The organism is Bradyrhizobium sp. HKCCYLS3013 (assembly GCF_051167615.1).
Lineage (GTDB): Bacteria > Pseudomonadota > Alphaproteobacteria > Rhizobiales > Xanthobacteraceae > Bradyrhizobium.
Window position 1 is genome coordinate 25,620 of the sequence record NZ_JBNPTK010000031.1, and the last position, 15,756, is coordinate 41,375.

Genomic DNA, 15,756 nt, shown 5'->3' on the forward strand with positions numbered 1-15,756 from the left:
TGAGACCCGCATCGTGAGAGGCGCCGCCAGCGGCGCGTCCATGAGGCGCGGGAAGAAGAGATCAGACGCGATTGCGCTCTCCAGACGGGACCGGGACCGACCGGTCCGAGCCACTGGCAGCGCCGGGCGTGCCCCTTGAGGCACGCCCGCGCTGGATCTACTTCGACATGCCGTCGCCGGACGTCTTCTTGGCCGACTTCTTCTTCGTCTTGCTCATCTTCATGGTGTCGCCCCCGCCCATGGCGTCGCCGCTCTTCGCCGACTGGCCGGTGGTCGTCATCGGCTTCTCCGTGGACTGGGCAAGAGCGGCCGACGAGACGAACGCGAGGGCGGCGGTGGCGATGATCAGTTTACGCATGCGGAAAACCTCCGTGGGTTGGAAACGCGCCGGACCATAGGCGAATTCGACCCGCGGCGTTCTGACGCAGGAATCAGGAAAACGTGAGAGTTTCGCCCCGCAAAAGCCGACTTGACCGGCGGCACGGGCAGCGGCGAGGGCGTTCTGTGACGATTGTGCCGGGCGCAGGGAGCCCATGCGCGGGTGAGCGAGGCCAATTTGGCCGAGTGCATCTACGCAGCAGCCTCCACCTGCGGCTGCGGGCTCGCATCGCGATGCGGTGGCCTCGTGGCGTCATGGGAATGAATGTCATGCCAAAAGGTTTAGCGCCCGGTTCTCTCTTCCAAGGAGATCGCGAGGTTCGCGCACCGCGCTCTCGCTGACGCTCAGGCGGAGCGCCGTGACATGGCGGTGCCGACGCTCGCGCCCTTGCGGACGGCGCAGTCTCGCCAGCCCGAAGCGGCCATGGCGCTGCTATGGATCGTCGATCAGTTCTGCCTGCAGCGCGACGTCGCAGCCGAGATCCCGGCCGAGGTTGCTCGAGCCCACGATCAGGCATCGGCATTCTCGCCAAGCTCGGGCGCTGCCTCGAGGCCTTCCGGATCAGCTATCAACGGTCATCAGCCAAACTAACCGAACGAGAACACCCTGCGAGCCCTGTTGAAGTTGGTTTGCAGCTCATGACGATCAGCCTTGAGCCAGCTCAAGGCTGCGCCGCCTAATCAGTCCAGGATTGCGTCGATGTCGTCGTGAGAGAAGCCCGCATGCGAAATCTCAAGCGAGCATTTTGGGGGACCCTGACGGTTCTCTCGCTGCTGTGGCTGGTTGCGGAACCAGATCCATTTGGACCGGGCGCCTTCTTTCCACTCCGTGAAAGGATGGTGCAGCTGAGTGGCGTCCTGGCAATCGGTTGCATGAGCATGGCGATGATCCTCGCATTGCGACCGCGCTGGCCGGAGGCATGGCTGGGCGGCCTCGACAAGATGTACCGCCTGCACAAATGGTTCGGCATCGCGGCCCTTGTGACCGCCATCGTCCACTGGCTCTGGGCCAACGGTCCGAAATGGGCGGTCGGCTGGGGTCTGCTGGCGCGGCCGGAGCGTGGGGCAAGGCCGCCCATCGCGAATCCCGTCGAGTCTCTGTTTGCGAGCCTGCATGGATCGGCCGAGGGGCTCGGCGAGTGGGCCTTTTACGGCACGGTGGTGCTGATTGCCTTGGCGCTCGTTCAGTCCTTCCCGTATCGGCTGTTCTACAAGACACATCGGCTTCTCGCCCTGGCGTACCTGGTGTTGGTCTTTCATGCGGTCACGCTGACAAAGTTCAGCTACTGGATGTCGCCGCTCGGCTTGACCATGGCGGCGATGCTTGCCTGCGGGACGTGGGCGGCCGCGATTACGCTGCTGCAACGCGTCGGCGCCGGGCGGCAGGTCAAAGGCAGGATCACGTCGCTCAAATACTATCCCGGCGTCAGAGCCATGGAGACCGAAATCGAGGTGTCCCATGGCTGGCCCGGGCACAAGCCGGGCCAGTTCGCCTTTGCCACGTCGGACGTCTCCGAGGGCGCCCATCCCTACACAATTGCGTCCGGCTGGAACGCTGAGGACCCCAGGATCACCTTCATCACCAAGGAGCTCGGGGACCATACGAGCCAGTTGCGGGAGAAGCTCCATGTCGGGCAGGAGGTGAAGGTCGAAGGCCCCTATGGCTGCTTCACCTTCGACGACGATTGCACACACCAGATCTGGATCGGCGGTGGCATCGGTATCACGCCTTTTGTCGCCCGCATGAAAGAGCTGGCCATGCGGTGGGGGAGCCCCGATTGCCCTGTCGCGACGGTGGACTTGTTTCACACCACGGCGGATGTCGACGAGGAGGCATTGGGAAAGCTCGCTGCGGACGCGCGTTCAGCCAATGTCCGCCTGCACGTTCTCATCGACGCCCGCGACGGACGGCTGACGGGCGATCGTGTTCGCCGGGCAGTGCCGGACTGGCAAAACGCAAGCATCTGGTTCTGCGGTCCGACCGCCTTCGGCGAGGCTCTCAGGCGCGATTTCGGCGCGCAAGACTTTCCTATCAGAGAGCGGTTCCACCAGGAGCTCTTCGCGATGCGCTGACGGAGAGGGGTGCGCTCAGGGCATGTCCTTGCGCAATTGGACCCGCTGCGAACGTGCTGCTGCTCGGGCTTTGCCCCCCGGCGCGCCTCCGCCTCAGATCATCAGTTCGTGCAGGCCCAGCCAACCCGTATAGGTCCCCACCAGCACGATCAGAGCAGCCGAGAGATAGGGCGCCCGGTGCGCGAAGCGGCTGAAGCCGGACCAGTGGCGTTCGACATGCCGAAGGCTGAGTGCGGCGAGCACGCCGGCGGACACCATGGTGATGGCCAGGCCGATGCCGAAGCAGAGCACCAGGACGAAGCCGAGGCTGAACTGCTTCAGTTGAATGCACAACAGCAGGACCGTGATGGCAGCGGGGCAAGGGATCAGGCCGCCGCTCAGTCCGAACAGGACGATCTGTGCGGTCGTGACGGTACGGCCGGCGAAGCGCCGTCGAATGTCGTCGGCGTGGGCGCGCGCATGGGCATCGTCCTCGTCGCCGAGGTCCATGTGATCGTGCGTGTGCTCCTCGAACAGAATCTCCACGGACTCGCCGGCAAGCGTGATGCGTGCCTTGAACGCGTGCGGCTCCGGGATCTCCTCGACGCTCTCCAAGGCGTCGCCGCTGGCCCGGAAACTGAACTGCTGCTCTTGGCCGTCTCCACGAACGGTCGTGACGTGGAGCGTGTCGGCGGGTGGGAGTGCGCCGGTCTCGTTCCGGATCCGCCAACGCGGCGGCACGCCATCTTCGAAGATCTCGACCGACAGCGCGTGGCCGGCAAGCGCGACCGATCGCGGCGCGTCGTGATGGTGATGATGGTCATGGTCATGGTGTCCACTCTGGTCCCGCCAGGTGCGCCAGACCATCCAGGCCGCGATGCCGATGATGATGACGGCCGAGATCAGTTGCAGGACGGCTTCGCTGCGCTCGCCCGAAAGCTCCTGGCCGAAGTGAAGGCCGGCGAGCGCGACCACCCATACGATCGCGGTGTGGGAGATGGTCGCCGAGAGGCCGAGCAGCACGGCCTGAAGGACGGTGCCACGGATCGCGACGATGAAGGCGGCCATCATGGTCTTGGAATGACCGGGCTCCAGGCCATGCAGCGCACCCAGGGCAATCGCGCTGGGCACGAACAGCCACGCATGCGCGCTGCCTTGCTGGAGCAGTTGGGACAGATCGGTCATGCCAGTCTCACTTCAGATAGGTCCGCACGACCTCGATGAGGTCGGCGGCACCCTTGGCCTTGTCGGGATCGCTTTCGTGGGCGGGGTCGACGACATGGTGCCGGATGTGATCCTCCAGCAGCTCGGTGGTCAGGCCTCCGATGGCGCCCCGGACCGACGCGACCAGCATGAGCACGTCGGCGCAGCCGAGCTCCGCCTCGAGCGCGCGCTCCACCGCGTCGATCTGGCCCTTGATGCGCCGGACGCGCGCGAGAAGCTTGGACTTGTGCTTGATGGTATGCGACATCGAGATAATATAGGGGGGTACCCTATATCAGTCAACTTCACATGTCGACCGCAGACGTCGAATGCGACGCTCGCGGCGTATCCGCTTGTCGATCGGCCCTCGGCGGCTAATGGCCCCGCTGCATCCGCATGGAGCTCATTCGCCCGCCCCGCATCCGCATCGGCGTCATGCCGAGATTGGGCGCGAGCAGTTCGTCGGCCGCCTTTCGCTGCTCGTCGGAAAAGGTTGCGACGAGGTCGCTCAGGGTGGTCTTGATCGCTCGCGTGGCGTCGAGGCGAGCCGATAGCGATTTTTCCTGTGCGGTCAGCTGGTCGAGCACCGTCTCCGAGCCGGACTGCGACATCATCGCAATCCTGAGATCACCGAGCGTCTTCGCACGCGCGCGAAACGCGTCGGCGAAACCGTTCCATGCCGGCATCTGGGCGTCCGTGATCTTGAGCTCCGCCCGCAGGAACGCGATCCGTCCCTCCACATGATCGAGCACCTCCATGCCGCCCATGCCATCGTCGGACGGCCGCGTCATGCCGGACATCATCGGCATCATGTTGGACATCGGCATGCTGTCCATCATCTTAATCATGCCGCCGCCCATCATGGTCTGTGACGAGCTCGCCCCGCTGGTCGATTTGCCGGCATCAGTTGCTGGCGCTTCCTTCTGATCAGGATGATGGGCCGAATGGTCAGTGGAGGATTGAGCAAAGGCGGGATGCGCCAAGGCCGAAAACGCCAACAGAAAAGCCAGGGGCAATTTTTGCATGACCAAGTCCTCCTTCAGGGGCGATCAACAATGGCCGGACGTGGGCCATTCAGGTTGATCCACATCAACGACCGGCGGGCTCAGGGGTGACGATCGTTCGTCTTCAGCGCCGGTACGGCTAGTCGCTGACCATGATCGGGCGCCTTCGCCGCGACCACCGGAGCTCCTGTCGCGAAATGTTTCATCGTCTCTCCTCTCGCTGTCGGTGGATCAAGCTGCCCTTTGCACGCCCTGCGACCCGCTCGAGGCGTCCGCCGTCGTCCCTGTCCTGGTCGACAGGCTGCGTCCCTTGACCAAGCCGAAGATGGCCGGAATCACGATCAGGGTGAGAAGGGTCGACGAAATCATGCCGCCGATCATCGGCACGGCGATGCGCTGCATGATCTCAGAGCCCGTGCCGGTGCTCCACATGATCGGCAACAGGCCCGCCATGATGGCGACGACCGTCATCATCTTCGGGCGGACGCGTTCGACCGCGCCCTCCATGATCGCGTCCTGGAGATCCTGCCGGTTCAGGGGGCGACCTTCGGCATCGCGCCTCGCCTTCACCGCAGCCAGCGCGTGATCGAGATAGATCAGCATCACCACGCCGGTCTCTGCGGCGACGCCGGCAAGCGCGATGAAGCCGACGGCGACGGCGACCGACAGATTGAAGCCGAGCCACCACATCATCCAGATGCCACCGACGAGCGCGAAGGGCAGTGACAGCATCACGATCAGGGTCTCGGTCATGGCCCTGAAGTTCAAGTACAGCAGCAGGAAGATGATGGTGAGCGTCACCGGAATGACGATCTTGAGCCGGGCCGCCGCGCGCTGCAGATACTCATACTGCCCGCTCCAGAGCACGTAGGTGCCGGCCGGAAACCGGATGCTCTCGGCGACGGCACGCTGCGCGTCCGCGACGTAGCTGCCGATGTCGCGGTCACGGATGTCGACATAGATGTATGTCGCGAGCTGTCCGTTCTCGGTCCGGATCGACGTGGGACCCCTGGCCGGCTCGACCTTCGCGACCTCGCCGAGCGGCACGGCGCCGCCGGACGGCATCGGCACCAGCACCTCGCTGGCGATGGCCTTCGGATTGTCGCGGAGATCGCGCGGATAGCGCATGTTCACGCTGAAGCGCTGGCGGCCCTCGACGGTCGTGGTGATCGTCTGGCCGCCGAGGGCCGCTGCGATCGTATCCTGAACGTCCTGGACCAGGAGGCCGTAGCGGGCGAGAGCCTCGCGATCGGGCGTGATCTCGAGGTAATAGCCGCCGATGCCGCGCTCGGCATAGGCCGAGGAGGTTCCGGGAACGGTCTTGATCACCCGCTCGATCTGCTTGGCCAGACGATCGATCTCGGCGAGGTCCGTGCCCATCACCTTGACGCCGATCGGCGTGCGGATGCCGGTCGAGAGCATGTCGATGCGCGCCTTGATCGGCATCGTCCAGGCGTTGGAGACGCCAGGGAATTGCAGCGCCTTGTCCATCTCGGCAACGAGGCCGTCGATGGTGACGCCGGGACGCCACTGCTCCCTCGGCTTGAGGTTGACGACCGTCTCGAACATCTCGGTCGGCGCAGGGTCGGTGGCGGTCGCCGCGCGTCCGGCCTTGCCATAAACCGAGGCGACCTCCGGGAACGACTTGATGATCCGGTCCTGCATCTGCATCAGCTCTGCCGCCTTGGTCACGGAGATGCCGGGCAGGGTGGTCGGCATGTAGAGCAGCGTGCCCTCGTTCAGGCTCGGCATGAACTCGGTGCCGAGCTGGCGCGCCGGCCAGATGGAGACGGCAAGAACGACCATGGCTGCGAGGATCACGAGCGTTTTCGCTTGCAGCACGCCCTTGATGACCGGGCGGTAGATCCAGATCAGGAAGCGGTTGATGATGTTGCGATGCTCGGGAATGATCCTGCCGCGGACGAAGATCACCATCAGCGCCGGCACCAGCGTCACCGAGAGCAGCGCCGCTGCCGCCATCGAGAACGTCTTGGTGAAGGCGAGCGGGCTGAACAGGCGGCCTTCCTGCGACTCCAGCGTGAAGATCGGCATGAACGACACGGTGATGATCAGCAGGCTGAAGAACAGGGCGGGGCCGACCTCCGCGGCCGCGTCGATCAGGATATGGACGCGTGATGCGTCGGGCGCGGCGCGCTCCAGATGCTTGTGTGCGTTCTCGATCATGACGATCGCGGCATCCACCATGGCGCCGATCGCAATTGCGATGCCCCCCAGGCTCATGATGTTCGAGCCAAGTCCGAGCAGCTTCATTGCGCCGAACGCCATCAGCACGCCGACCGGCAACATCAGGATCGCGACCAGGGCGCTGCGCACGTGCAGCAGAAACACGATGCAGACGAAGGCAACGACGATGCTCTCCTCAAGCAGCGTGTGCTTGAGCGTGCCGATCGCGGCATAGATCAGATTCGAGCGGTCATAGACCGGAACGATCTCGACCGATTTGGGCAGACTGCTCGCGATGTCCTTGAAGCGTTTCTTGACGTTCTCGATCACGTCGAGCGCATTGACGCCGAAGCGCTGCAGCACGATGCCGCTGGCGACCTCGCCCTCGCCATTGAGCTCGGCAATGCCCCGCCGCTCGTCGGGCCCGAGCTCGACATTGGCGACGTCGCGCAGCAGCACGGGCGTGCCGCCGGAGCTTTTGAGCACGATGTTGCCGAGATCGTTGATGCTCTTCAGATAGCCCTTGCCGCGGATGACATATTCGAACTCGGACAGCTCGACGGTGCGGCCGCCGACATCGGCGTTGCTGGCACGGATCGCGTCGCGGATCTTCTGCAAGGAGATGCCACGGTCGCGCATGCGCTGCGGATCGAGCACCACATTGTACTGCTTGACAAAGCCGCCGATGCTCGCGACCTCGGCGACACCCTCGGCCTTGGCGAGCGCGAACTTCAGGTTCCAGTCCTGGATCGTGCGAGTGTCGGCGAGATTCAGCTCCTTCGACATGACGGCGTATTGATAGACCCAGCCGACGCCGGTCGCGTCCGGCCCGATCGTCGGCGTGACCCCCGCCGGAAGCCGCGAGGCGGCGCCGTTCAGGAACTCCATCACGCGCGAGCGCGCCCAGTAGATGTCGGTGCCGTCCTCGAAGATGACGTAGACGAACGACACGCCGAAGAACGAGAAGCCGCGCACGACCTTCGATTTCGGCACTGTCAGCATCGCCGTAGTCAAGGGATAGGTGACCTGGTCCTCGATCACCTGCGGCGCCTGACCGGGATACTCGGTGTAGACGATGACCTGGGTGTCGGACAGATCGGGAATCGCGTCGAGCGGCAGATGAATGAGCGCGTAGAAGCCTGCCGCCGCCGCGAAGCCGGTGCCGAACAGGACCAGCAGCAGGTTGCGCGCTGACCACGCGATGATGCGGGCGATCATTTGTGCTCTCCCATGGCGGCATGATCGGCGTCGGCGGGCTGCGGCTCGCTGGCGTCCGCAAAACTCTTCAGCGCGGCCTTCAGGTTGCTTTCGGCATCGATCAGGAAGTTGGCGGCGGTGACGACCGCCTCGCCATCCGACAGGCCGTCGCGCACCTCGACATGGCCGGCGCCGCGGCGGCCGAGCTTCACGGCGCGCGGCTCGTAGCGGCCGTCGCCCTTGTCGATCAGCACCGCCTGGCGGCTGCCGGTGTCGAGCACGGCATCGGCCGGCACGGCCAGCACCGGCGCCGCGGCGGCCGTGTCGATCTCGGCATCGACATACATGTCCGGCAGCAGCGCGAGGTCGTGGTTGGTGAGCTCGATCCGCACCCGCACGGTACGCGTGTCCTTGTTCACCTGGGGATAGATCACCGCGATGGATCCGGCGAAGGTCCGGCCCGGGAAGCTGCGCGCGCGGATGGTCACGGGCTGACCCACCGCGATGTTGCCGAGGTCGCGTTCGGCCACGTCGACGAGCGCCCACACCACGGATATGTCGGCGATCCGGAACAGCACGTCGCCCGGATTGGCGCGCATGCCTTCGATCGCGTTGCGCTCGAGCACGATGCCGTCGCGGGGCGCCGACCATTGCACCGTGACCGGTGCGATGCGCGACTTCTCCATGGCGGTGATCACCGGCTCCGGGACATCGAGATTGGTCAGGCGCTGGCGCGAGCCGCGTCCGTAGACTGCATTGCCGCCGACGAGGTTCGAGTTGATCGTCGAGAGATATTCGGCTGCGGCGGCAGCGATCGCCGAACTGTAGATCTCCATCAGCGGCTGGCCGGCCTTCACGCGCGTGCCCGTGGTGACGTCGGTGACCTTCTGTACGAAGCTCTCCGCCCGCATCGCGATCACCGAGACGCGCCGCTCGTCGAGCTGGATCGTACCCGGCGCCTTGACCGCGATGCGAAGCGTGCGCCGTTCGACTGGCGCGGATCTCACGCCCGTTCGCTGGATCCTGCCGGGCGACAGCTTGACCACGCCATCCTCGGCATCGTCCCCTTCGTACACGGGCACGTAGTCCATCCCCATCGGGTCCTTCTTCGGGGAAGGGGACGTGTCCGGCAGGCCCATCGGATTGCGGTAGTAGAGAATCCGGCGCGAGGAGTCGGCCTGCTGCTTCGGCTTGGCCGGCTCCGGCGCGGCCTGATCGTCGTCGTAGACCGGCAGGTAGTCCCGCCCGCGATCGTCTTTCCTGGGGCCCGCCGACCAGGCAGGGGCGCCGCTGGGATCGCGGTAGTACAGCGGCATTCGCTCTGCCGCCGCCGCGGCGTGATGGGTGCGAAGCGACGGGAGCGAGCTCTCGATCGACCAGAGACCGGCCACACTAATTCCGGCGCCGAGTGTGACGGTCGCGAGCAGGCGAAAAATGGTCATGGCATCACCGTGAGGCGCGCTGGCGCGCGCTATCCATTGGAAGGGTGGGGCGCTCGCGGGGAGCGCCCCGCAGGCTCACTTCGTCGCCTTGACGACGACCTTGCCGGTGACCGTCTCGGGCTCGCCCTGCACCTTCGCGGAGAGTGTGACCTGGTAGCGCCCGGCCATCGGCAGGTCGGTCTTGAAGGCGTAGACGCCGGGCTCCTTGGAGGGCAGCGGCGCCACGTCCGACACCATGTCGGCCATCCCGTCCGGCGCCATGTCGACGCGGGTCTTGAAAACGACCGCGTCCGTCACGGCCTTGCCGGTCTGCTTATGGGTGAGACGAACGGCGACCGTGACGTCGTCGCCCTTCTTCATCTCCGCCGTGACGGGCTCGAAGCTGTAGTCGGCGGCGCCGGCGACGGCGGCCGATGCGGCGAGCGAAAGGGTGGCGGCAAGCGCCGCGGTGCTGATTCCGGAAAGCATGGTCCTGTCCTCATGAATGGATCTCGGCCGTGGCGCCCGCGGCGCGCACGTCAGTCATCGGCGCGCATGCACGGCGCGCGTCGGCTCGTGCGAGATCAGATTCGAGGAGGTCGGAACGGAGGGCTGCCGCTGTGAAGAGCAGCGACCTGATCGGCGGGAATGGCGATCGTGGTCGCGCTCACGGCGAGGGGCGCGAAGGCAACGGCCCTGACATCGCCGAGCGCAACCGTCCCGCCCGCGCAGCAGAAACCCATGCCGCACTTGTAGGTGTGCGAAGGCGAGCCGGTGCCCTTCATGTCGTCGGGACAGCATTCGTCCATCGACATGCCGGCCCCGTCGTCCATCTGCAGGCTCGTCTGCATCTCGTCCGACGACGCCATCGCAGCCGCCGATGCGCCGATCGGCAGCATCGCCACGGACAGGGCAATCGCGAACGCCAGGATGGTACGGACGAGCCGCATCGAGATGGAGTTACCTTTCCGGTCGCAGAGCGAGACAGCTAACATAGGACAGGCGCCGACGCAGTCGTTGATCCCGCTCAATCCTGCGTGACCATCGCGTCGCCCGAGGCATGGCGACAGGCCAGACCAGCCCAAGGGGGCGCATGAACGGAAAAGGATGGCGACGGCAAATGGTGGGCGCACAAGGGATCGAACCTTGGACCTCTCCCGTGTGAAGGGAACGCTCTCCCGCTGAGCTATGCGCCCGGTTGCCGGTGGCGGTCGTGGCTGTGAGCCAGCGAGGCGCCCGAAGCAGTCCGTCGGAGCCCGCGATTTACGAAGCGCGGGCAGGGGGTGTCAAGGATTTGCGGCGGAGATGGCGAGGAAAACTGCTGGAGCGCGCCGGGCTGTCCTCGATTGGGGCCGAAACCGGCTCCATGGCGTGCCGGCTTCCATGCTGAACGGAGGAGCAGATCCGCGGCACTCCGCGCCCCGCTTGCCCGTTCTCAGGCCCCGATCTGCCTTGCCCGCGAGGCGTGCGACTGCAGCGCGCGGATGCGGTCGGCCAGGGTGCCGCCCTGGGGCACGCCGCCGGCCGCAGCAGCCGGCGCCGCGGCGACCCCATTGGCGTTGGCGGGCTTGGCGGGGGCCGGTTCGGCGGCCAGCATGGCCTCGATCGTCGAGTTCGGGCCCTCGATCTGCATCGCGAGCTTGGCGACCTCGGCGGCGATGTCGTTGATGCGCTCGCGCAGCAGCGCGTTCTCCATCCGCTCCTGGGCCCAGGTGCTCTCGGCCTGCTGCTGGATGGCGTTCATCTCGCGCTGCAGCTTGGTGCGCTCGTCGCGGGCGGCCTGCAGCTGCTGTTCGAGGGTGGCCTTCTCGGATTTGAGCCGCTCGAACGCGGCCGACTTGCCGCTGCCCATGCCGGCCAGCTCCTCGCGCAGCTCCTTCAAGGCGCGGTCGGCGGCCACGTTGGCCTCGCGCAACTGGTTGTTCTCGAAGTCGCGCTCGGCGAGCAGCTTGCCCTGGGTCGACAGCCTGCCCTCGAGGTCGGCGACGCGCGTCGCCAGCATCTCGGCTTCCTTGACCTGGACGATCAGCTGGCGGTCGAGCTCGGTGACGCGCTGGCTGAGATTCTCGACCCGCGCGCGGGCGTCGTTGAGCGCCTTGGTCGCGGTGTCGGATTCGTCGCGCTCCAGCGCGAGGCGGGCCTGGGTCGCGGAGAATTCCTTCTCGGCGTCGGCCACGCGGCTGCGCAGCTCCTCGACCTGGGTCCTGACCGAGACCAGCTCGACCTGGCGGCTGTCGGCCAGCAGCGCCTTGTCGTTGAGCTCGGCGGTGAGGCGGACCTGCTCGGCCTGCTTCTCCTTCAGCGCCTGCTCGGCGGCGCGCAGCGCCTCGGTCTTGGCGGCGAATTCTTCCTCGGTGGCGCGGAGCTGGTCCTTGAGCGCCTTCTCGCGCGCCTCGAGGGCGAAGATCGCGGCGTTCTTCTCGCCGAGCTCGATCTTCATGCGGTTGATGGCGTCGGTCTTCTTGCCGAGGTCGGCGAGCTGGCCGGTGGCCTTGTTCTTGAGCGCGTCGACGCTCATCTCCAGCCGCCGCGCCGACATCGCGAACTCCGCGCGCAGCTGGTCCTTGTCGGCCTGGATCTCGGCCATCGACAGCGGCGTCGCCGCCTCGAGCCGTCGCGTCGTCAGCCGCACCGCACGATTGTGCACCAGCGGCACGACCATGAGGGCACAGAGCATGGCGATCAGAAAACCGATCGCAAAATACATGATCGGCTCGACCATGACGCACAACTCCCGATCCGAAATGATTAACGGAATCACAATGCACGGCGGGCTGATTCATTGCCAGCCCAATGCCGTGTTAACCTTGATCCGTCACGGGAGAATGTGTCCTGGCGGTATCAGCCAGCGCCGTCAGAACGGGTTCCAGGTCGCGCTCGGCGTGAACTTGAGGTAGCCGACATTGGCGCCGAGCCGCAGGCCGATGCCGGACCTGATCGGCACCAGCACGATGTTGTTGGCGGTCAGCGCCGTCATGCCGAAGCCGCCGACGATGTAGGCCGAGCCGTCGATGCCGACGAAGCGCTGATAGATCGCGCTGGTGGCCGGCAGATTGTAGACCAAGGTCATGGTGCGGGCGCCGTCGCCGCCCCAGTCGAAGCCCAGCGAGGGGCCCTGCCAATAGACGCGGAGGTCGCCGGCGTTCTTGGTGTAGAGCGTGCCTTCGCCGTAACGGAGACCGGCGACGAAGGCCCCGGCACCTTCCTCACCCAGGATGTAGCCATTCGGCAGGCCCCATTGGCTGACGGCGCGCTCGATCACCGAGGCGAGGCCACGCGAGACGTTGCCGAAGAAGCGGTGGCCGGCATTGACCAGCTCGTCCGGATTGAAGCTGTCCGGGCTGGGCGCAGGGCGCGGCGGCGGTGCGGGCTGCTGATACGGCGGCGCGGCCTGGTAGGGCGGCGCGGCAGGCGGGGGCGCCTGCTGCGCGGCGACCGACGCGGTCATGGCCAGCACGGCCGCGAGCGTCGTGGCGGCAAGGCGGGATGCGAAACTCATCGATGGAAATCCCCTGCTATCGGCTGCCCGAGCCTCGCCTTAACCTGACGCCAACCACATCGGGCGATTGTCGGGCGAGGGGCGATGCCCCTGCGACTCCCATGTTATCGGCACCAACTATGACCGCACAACGGCAACAACCGCCCCAGACCGGGTCAAAGTCGCTGTTTCGCCTTGTAATTGCCGCCATCACGCTCGCCGCGCTGCCGCCGGTCGGCGCGCCGGCGGCCACGACGCAGCGCATCATCTCCGACCGCTTCAGCGGGCTGGCGATCGACGGCTTCGATCCTGTTTCCTATTTCGTGGATGGCAAGGCCATGCCGGGGCTGCCGGATTTCGAGGCGTCCCAGGGCGGGGTGGTCTGGCGGTTTCGCAACGAGGGCAATCGCGCTTCGTTCCTGGCCCATCCGGAGGTCTACGGCCCGCAATTCGGCGGCTACGACCCGACCGACGTGGCCCGCGGCGTGACGGTGGCCGGCAACCCGCGCTTCTTCGTCGTGGTCGAGGAACGGCTGTTCCTGTTCAACCGTGAGGCGAGCCGCGACGCTTTCGCGGCCGACCCGGGCCGCTATCTGCCGCGTGCGGAGGCCCGTTGGCCGGAGCTCGAGGAGAACCTGGCCGAATAGCGCGCGCGGCAGGGCTGTCTCACACCTTCACCGCAGCCGGGTCGCCCCAGGCGATGAAGGACGGCACGATGAAGCCGTCGGGGCGCTCGCCATAGCGCAACGGCGCGCCGGTCTCGCTGGTGACGGTGCCGCCGGCGGCTACGACCACGGCATGGCCTGCCGCCACGTCCCATTCCGAGGTCGGGCCGAGCCGCGGATAGATGTCGGCCAGACCTTCGGCGAGCCGGCCGAACTTCACGGCCGAGCCGAGCGGCAGGCGCACGGCGCCAGGACGCGCGGCAATGAAGGCTTCGGTGCGGGCATCGCCATGCGACCGGCTGACCGCTGCGACCCATGCCGCGCCTTGCGGCGGCATCGGCCGGGTGCGGATCGGCTCGGCGGCCGCCAGACCCGCCTCGGTGAACGACAGCCGCTCGGCGCCACGGCCGACCAGGCCGCGCCAGATCTGGCCGATGGCCGGCGCGCAGACGATGCCGAGCAGCGGGCTGCCGCCGGTGACCAGCGCCAGATTGACCGTGAACTCGCCGCGCCCGGCGACGAACTCCTTGGTGCCGTCGAGCGGATCGATCAGGAAGAAGCTGCCCTTGAACGGTCCTGCGCTGGCTCCGACCCGCTCCTCCGACAGCGCGGGAATCGCCGGCGCCAGCCGGGCCAGCCCCTCGGCAATGACCCGGTCGGCGGCAAGATCGGCCTCGGTGACCGGCGAGCCGTCGGACTTGTCGGTGACGGCCATGGCGCGGCGGTTGACGGCGAGGATCGCGTGGGCCGCCTCGACGACGAGCTCCGTCAGGGGCGCCATCAGCGCCGCGGCGGCCTCGACCTCGACGGTTCCTGCAGTCGGTGCCGTCGTCATTGCGCGGTGCTCCTTCCGGCCGTTCCGTACGCAGCTTGCATCATCATATCCCTGTTCTGGCGTCCGGCGCATCCGGGTACGGCCGTTCGCATGGTCGTTGAGCCGCGGCTGCCGGGAAGACCGCTACGTACTTTCCCGTGTCCCGCCCTCAGTCCGGTGGCGGTCCCTGCTTTCGCAGTGTATCAAGCGTTAACGCAAGCATGATTCGCCCAGGTTCGCGGATTTCAGGAACATCGAATGTCCGGCACGTCCTCTCCCGAGATCGCCAATCCGATTCCCGCTCCCGATACGCTCGAACTTGCCGCTCTGCTCTGCTCGAAGGTCTGCCACGACCTGATTAGTCCGGTCGGCGCCATCGTCAACGGGCTCGAGGTGCTCGACGACAATCCGAAGCCGGAGGATCGCGACTTCGCGCTGGAGCTGATCCGCAAGAGCGCCAAGACGGCGTCGGCCCGGCTGCAATTCTGCCGCCTCGCCTTTGGTGCGGCGGGCTCGGCGGGCGCGCAGATCGATCTCGGCGACGCCCAGACCATGGCGCGCGGCCACATCGAGGACGCCAAGACCTCGATCACCTGGAATCTGCCGCGGCTGCTGTTGCCCAAGAACCGGGTCAAGCTGCTGCTCAACATGATGGTGGTGGCGCAGCAGACGATCCCGCGCGGCGGCATGCTGACCGTCGACCCGATCGGCGATGGCGAGACCATGAGCTTCCGCGTCGCCGCCACCGGGCTCAATGCCCGGCTGCCGCAGAACATCGTCAATCTGCTCGGTGGCGACCTGCAATCGACCATCGATGCCCACGCGGTGCAGCCCTACTACACCCGTCTGCTCGCCGATGCCTGCGGCCTCAAGGTGACGCTCACCGCCGACGGCAATGCGATGGTCGTGCAGGCGGCCTGATCGGGCGGACGTCCTGCCGCGCCGGTGCTGCGACCTCTTGTCGTGGGACAGGCGCAAGAATCCGTTCACCACGGTTAATCAAGCCTTGCCGATGTGTCCGAATTCGTCCGGATGCATCTTATCTCTTTGTTGAGTCCGTTCATTTGCGCTTACTCAACTAATATTAAACGCTTTGCACCGAAACTGGCCACGGTTTGAAGGGCGCGTCATGTCGCGTTCCGTTGCGTGCGAAGGCCAGTTTCATGGATGACCTGTTGCGTGAGTTCCTGACGGAGACCAGCGAGAGCCTGGATACCGTCGACAATCAATTGGTGCGGTTCGAGCAGGAGCCGAACAACGCCAAGATCCTCGATAACATCTTCCGGCTGGTGCACACGATCAAGGGGACCTGCGGTTTCCTCGGCCTGCCGCGGCTCGAGGCGCTGGCGCATGCCGCCGA

At 66.1% G+C, this 15,756-nt stretch carries 17 protein-coding genes and 1 tRNA gene; 6 read left to right on the forward strand and 12 right to left on the reverse strand.

Annotated features, from left to right (window positions below):
- Positions 1 to 157 precede the first annotated feature (157 nt).
- Complete coding sequence (locus tag ACQR1F_RS31510) at positions 158 to 358, reverse strand: hypothetical protein (protein ID WP_315803201.1); 201 nt, start codon at positions 356 to 358, stop codon at positions 158 to 160.
- Positions 359 to 742: 384 nt separating this feature from the next.
- Here ACQR1F_RS31510 and ACQR1F_RS31515 point away from each other — a divergent pair, with 384 nt between their 5' ends.
- Together ACQR1F_RS31515 and ACQR1F_RS31520 are read left to right on the forward strand one after the other, a co-directional pair.
- The gene (locus tag ACQR1F_RS31515) at positions 743 to 970 is read left to right on the forward strand and encodes a hypothetical protein (protein WP_315803202.1); all 228 of its coding nucleotides are present in this window, start codon (positions 743 to 745) and stop codon (positions 968 to 970) included.
- A 131-nt stretch (positions 971 to 1,101) separates the two neighbouring features.
- Positions 1,102 to 2,451, forward strand: coding sequence for a ferredoxin reductase family protein (locus ACQR1F_RS31520; protein ID WP_434914512.1), 1,350 nt, complete (start codon positions 1,102 to 1,104; stop codon positions 2,449 to 2,451).
- Between the two features lie 93 nt (positions 2,452 to 2,544).
- On the opposite strand, the gene ACQR1F_RS31525 is transcribed toward ACQR1F_RS31520, so the two are convergent.
- The 3 genes from ACQR1F_RS31525 to ACQR1F_RS31535 all read right to left on the reverse strand — a co-directional run bounded on the left by ACQR1F_RS31525 (position 2,545) and on the right by ACQR1F_RS31535 (position 4,424).
- Positions 2,545 to 3,615, reverse strand: coding sequence for a nickel/cobalt efflux transporter (locus tag ACQR1F_RS31525; protein WP_434838657.1), 1,071 nt, complete (start codon positions 3,613 to 3,615; stop codon positions 2,545 to 2,547).
- Between the two features lie 7 nt (positions 3,616 to 3,622).
- The gene (locus ACQR1F_RS31530) at positions 3,623 to 3,901 is read right to left on the reverse strand and encodes a metal/formaldehyde-sensitive transcriptional repressor (RefSeq protein ID WP_315714001.1); all 279 of its coding nucleotides are present in this window, start codon (positions 3,899 to 3,901) and stop codon (positions 3,623 to 3,625) included.
- Positions 3,902 to 4,007: 106 nt separating this feature from the next.
- Positions 4,008 to 4,424: a Spy/CpxP family protein refolding chaperone gene (locus ACQR1F_RS31535; RefSeq protein ID WP_434838658.1), complete on the reverse strand. Its 417-nt coding sequence runs from the start codon at positions 4,422 to 4,424 to the stop codon at positions 4,008 to 4,010.
- Here ACQR1F_RS31535 and ACQR1F_RS31540 point away from each other — a divergent pair.
- Positions 4,423 to 4,560, forward strand: coding sequence for a hypothetical protein (locus ACQR1F_RS31540; RefSeq protein WP_434838659.1), 138 nt, complete (start codon positions 4,423 to 4,425; stop codon positions 4,558 to 4,560). The two genes, ACQR1F_RS31535 and ACQR1F_RS31540, sit on opposite strands and share 2 nt — an antisense overlap.
- A 308-nt stretch (positions 4,561 to 4,868) precedes the next feature.
- Here the strand turns inward: ACQR1F_RS31540 and ACQR1F_RS31545 are convergent, their stop codons facing one another.
- The 7 genes from ACQR1F_RS31545 to ACQR1F_RS31575 all read right to left on the reverse strand — a co-directional run bounded on the left by ACQR1F_RS31545 (position 4,869) and on the right by ACQR1F_RS31575 (position 12,938).
- The gene (locus tag ACQR1F_RS31545) at positions 4,869 to 8,039 is read right to left on the reverse strand and encodes an efflux RND transporter permease subunit (protein ID WP_434914513.1); all 3,171 of its coding nucleotides are present in this window, start codon (positions 8,037 to 8,039) and stop codon (positions 4,869 to 4,871) included.
- On the reverse strand, positions 8,036 to 9,460 hold the full coding sequence (locus ACQR1F_RS31550; RefSeq protein WP_434892618.1) for an efflux RND transporter periplasmic adaptor subunit: 1,425 nt from the start codon (positions 9,458 to 9,460) through the stop codon (positions 8,036 to 8,038). Before ACQR1F_RS31550 ends, ACQR1F_RS31545 begins: the two co-directional genes overlap by 4 nt.
- A gap of 75 nt (positions 9,461 to 9,535) precedes the next feature.
- Positions 9,536 to 9,928 (reverse strand): FixH family protein, encoded by a 393-nt coding sequence (locus ACQR1F_RS31555; RefSeq protein ID WP_434892617.1) that lies wholly within the window; start codon positions 9,926 to 9,928, stop codon positions 9,536 to 9,538.
- Between the two features lie 95 nt (positions 9,929 to 10,023).
- Positions 10,024 to 10,389, reverse strand: a complete 366-nt coding sequence (locus ACQR1F_RS31560) for a hypothetical protein (RefSeq protein WP_434838675.1) — start codon at positions 10,387 to 10,389, stop codon at positions 10,024 to 10,026.
- A gap of 171 nt (positions 10,390 to 10,560) precedes the next feature.
- Positions 10,561 to 10,635, reverse strand: a tRNA-Val gene (locus ACQR1F_RS31565).
- A 239-nt stretch (positions 10,636 to 10,874) separates the two neighbouring features.
- Entirely contained in the window at positions 10,875 to 12,161 is a 1,287-nt protein-coding gene (locus tag ACQR1F_RS31570) for a hypothetical protein (RefSeq protein ID WP_434914514.1), read from the reverse strand.
- A gap of 132 nt (positions 12,162 to 12,293) precedes the next feature.
- Entirely contained in the window at positions 12,294 to 12,938 is a 645-nt protein-coding gene (locus ACQR1F_RS31575; protein WP_316177471.1) for a DUF1134 domain-containing protein, read from the reverse strand.
- Positions 12,939 to 13,057: 119 nt separating this feature from the next.
- Between ACQR1F_RS31575 and ACQR1F_RS31580 the strand changes: the two genes are divergently transcribed.
- Positions 13,058 to 13,564 carry a YHS domain-containing (seleno)protein gene (locus ACQR1F_RS31580; protein ID WP_316237640.1) on the forward strand — a complete coding sequence of 169 codons (507 nt, stop codon included), beginning with the start codon at positions 13,058 to 13,060 and terminating at the stop codon, positions 13,562 to 13,564.
- A 19-nt stretch (positions 13,565 to 13,583) separates the two neighbouring features.
- On the opposite strand, the gene cysQ is transcribed toward ACQR1F_RS31580, so the two are convergent.
- The gene (gene cysQ, locus ACQR1F_RS31585; protein WP_315803215.1) at positions 13,584 to 14,417 is read right to left on the reverse strand and encodes a 3'(2'),5'-bisphosphate nucleotidase CysQ; all 834 of its coding nucleotides are present in this window, start codon (positions 14,415 to 14,417) and stop codon (positions 13,584 to 13,586) included.
- A 237-nt stretch (positions 14,418 to 14,654) separates the two neighbouring features.
- On the opposite strand from cysQ, the gene chpT reads away from it, so the two are divergent.
- Together chpT and ACQR1F_RS31595 are read left to right on the forward strand one after the other, a co-directional pair.
- On the forward strand, positions 14,655 to 15,317 hold the full coding sequence (gene chpT / locus ACQR1F_RS31590) for a histidine phosphotransferase ChpT (protein ID WP_315752676.1): 663 nt from the start codon (positions 14,655 to 14,657) through the stop codon (positions 15,315 to 15,317).
- Between the two features lie 242 nt (positions 15,318 to 15,559).
- Positions 15,560 to 15,756 (forward strand): Hpt domain-containing protein (locus tag ACQR1F_RS31595; RefSeq protein ID WP_434863719.1); only part of this gene is annotated, 197 nt, incomplete at its 3' end.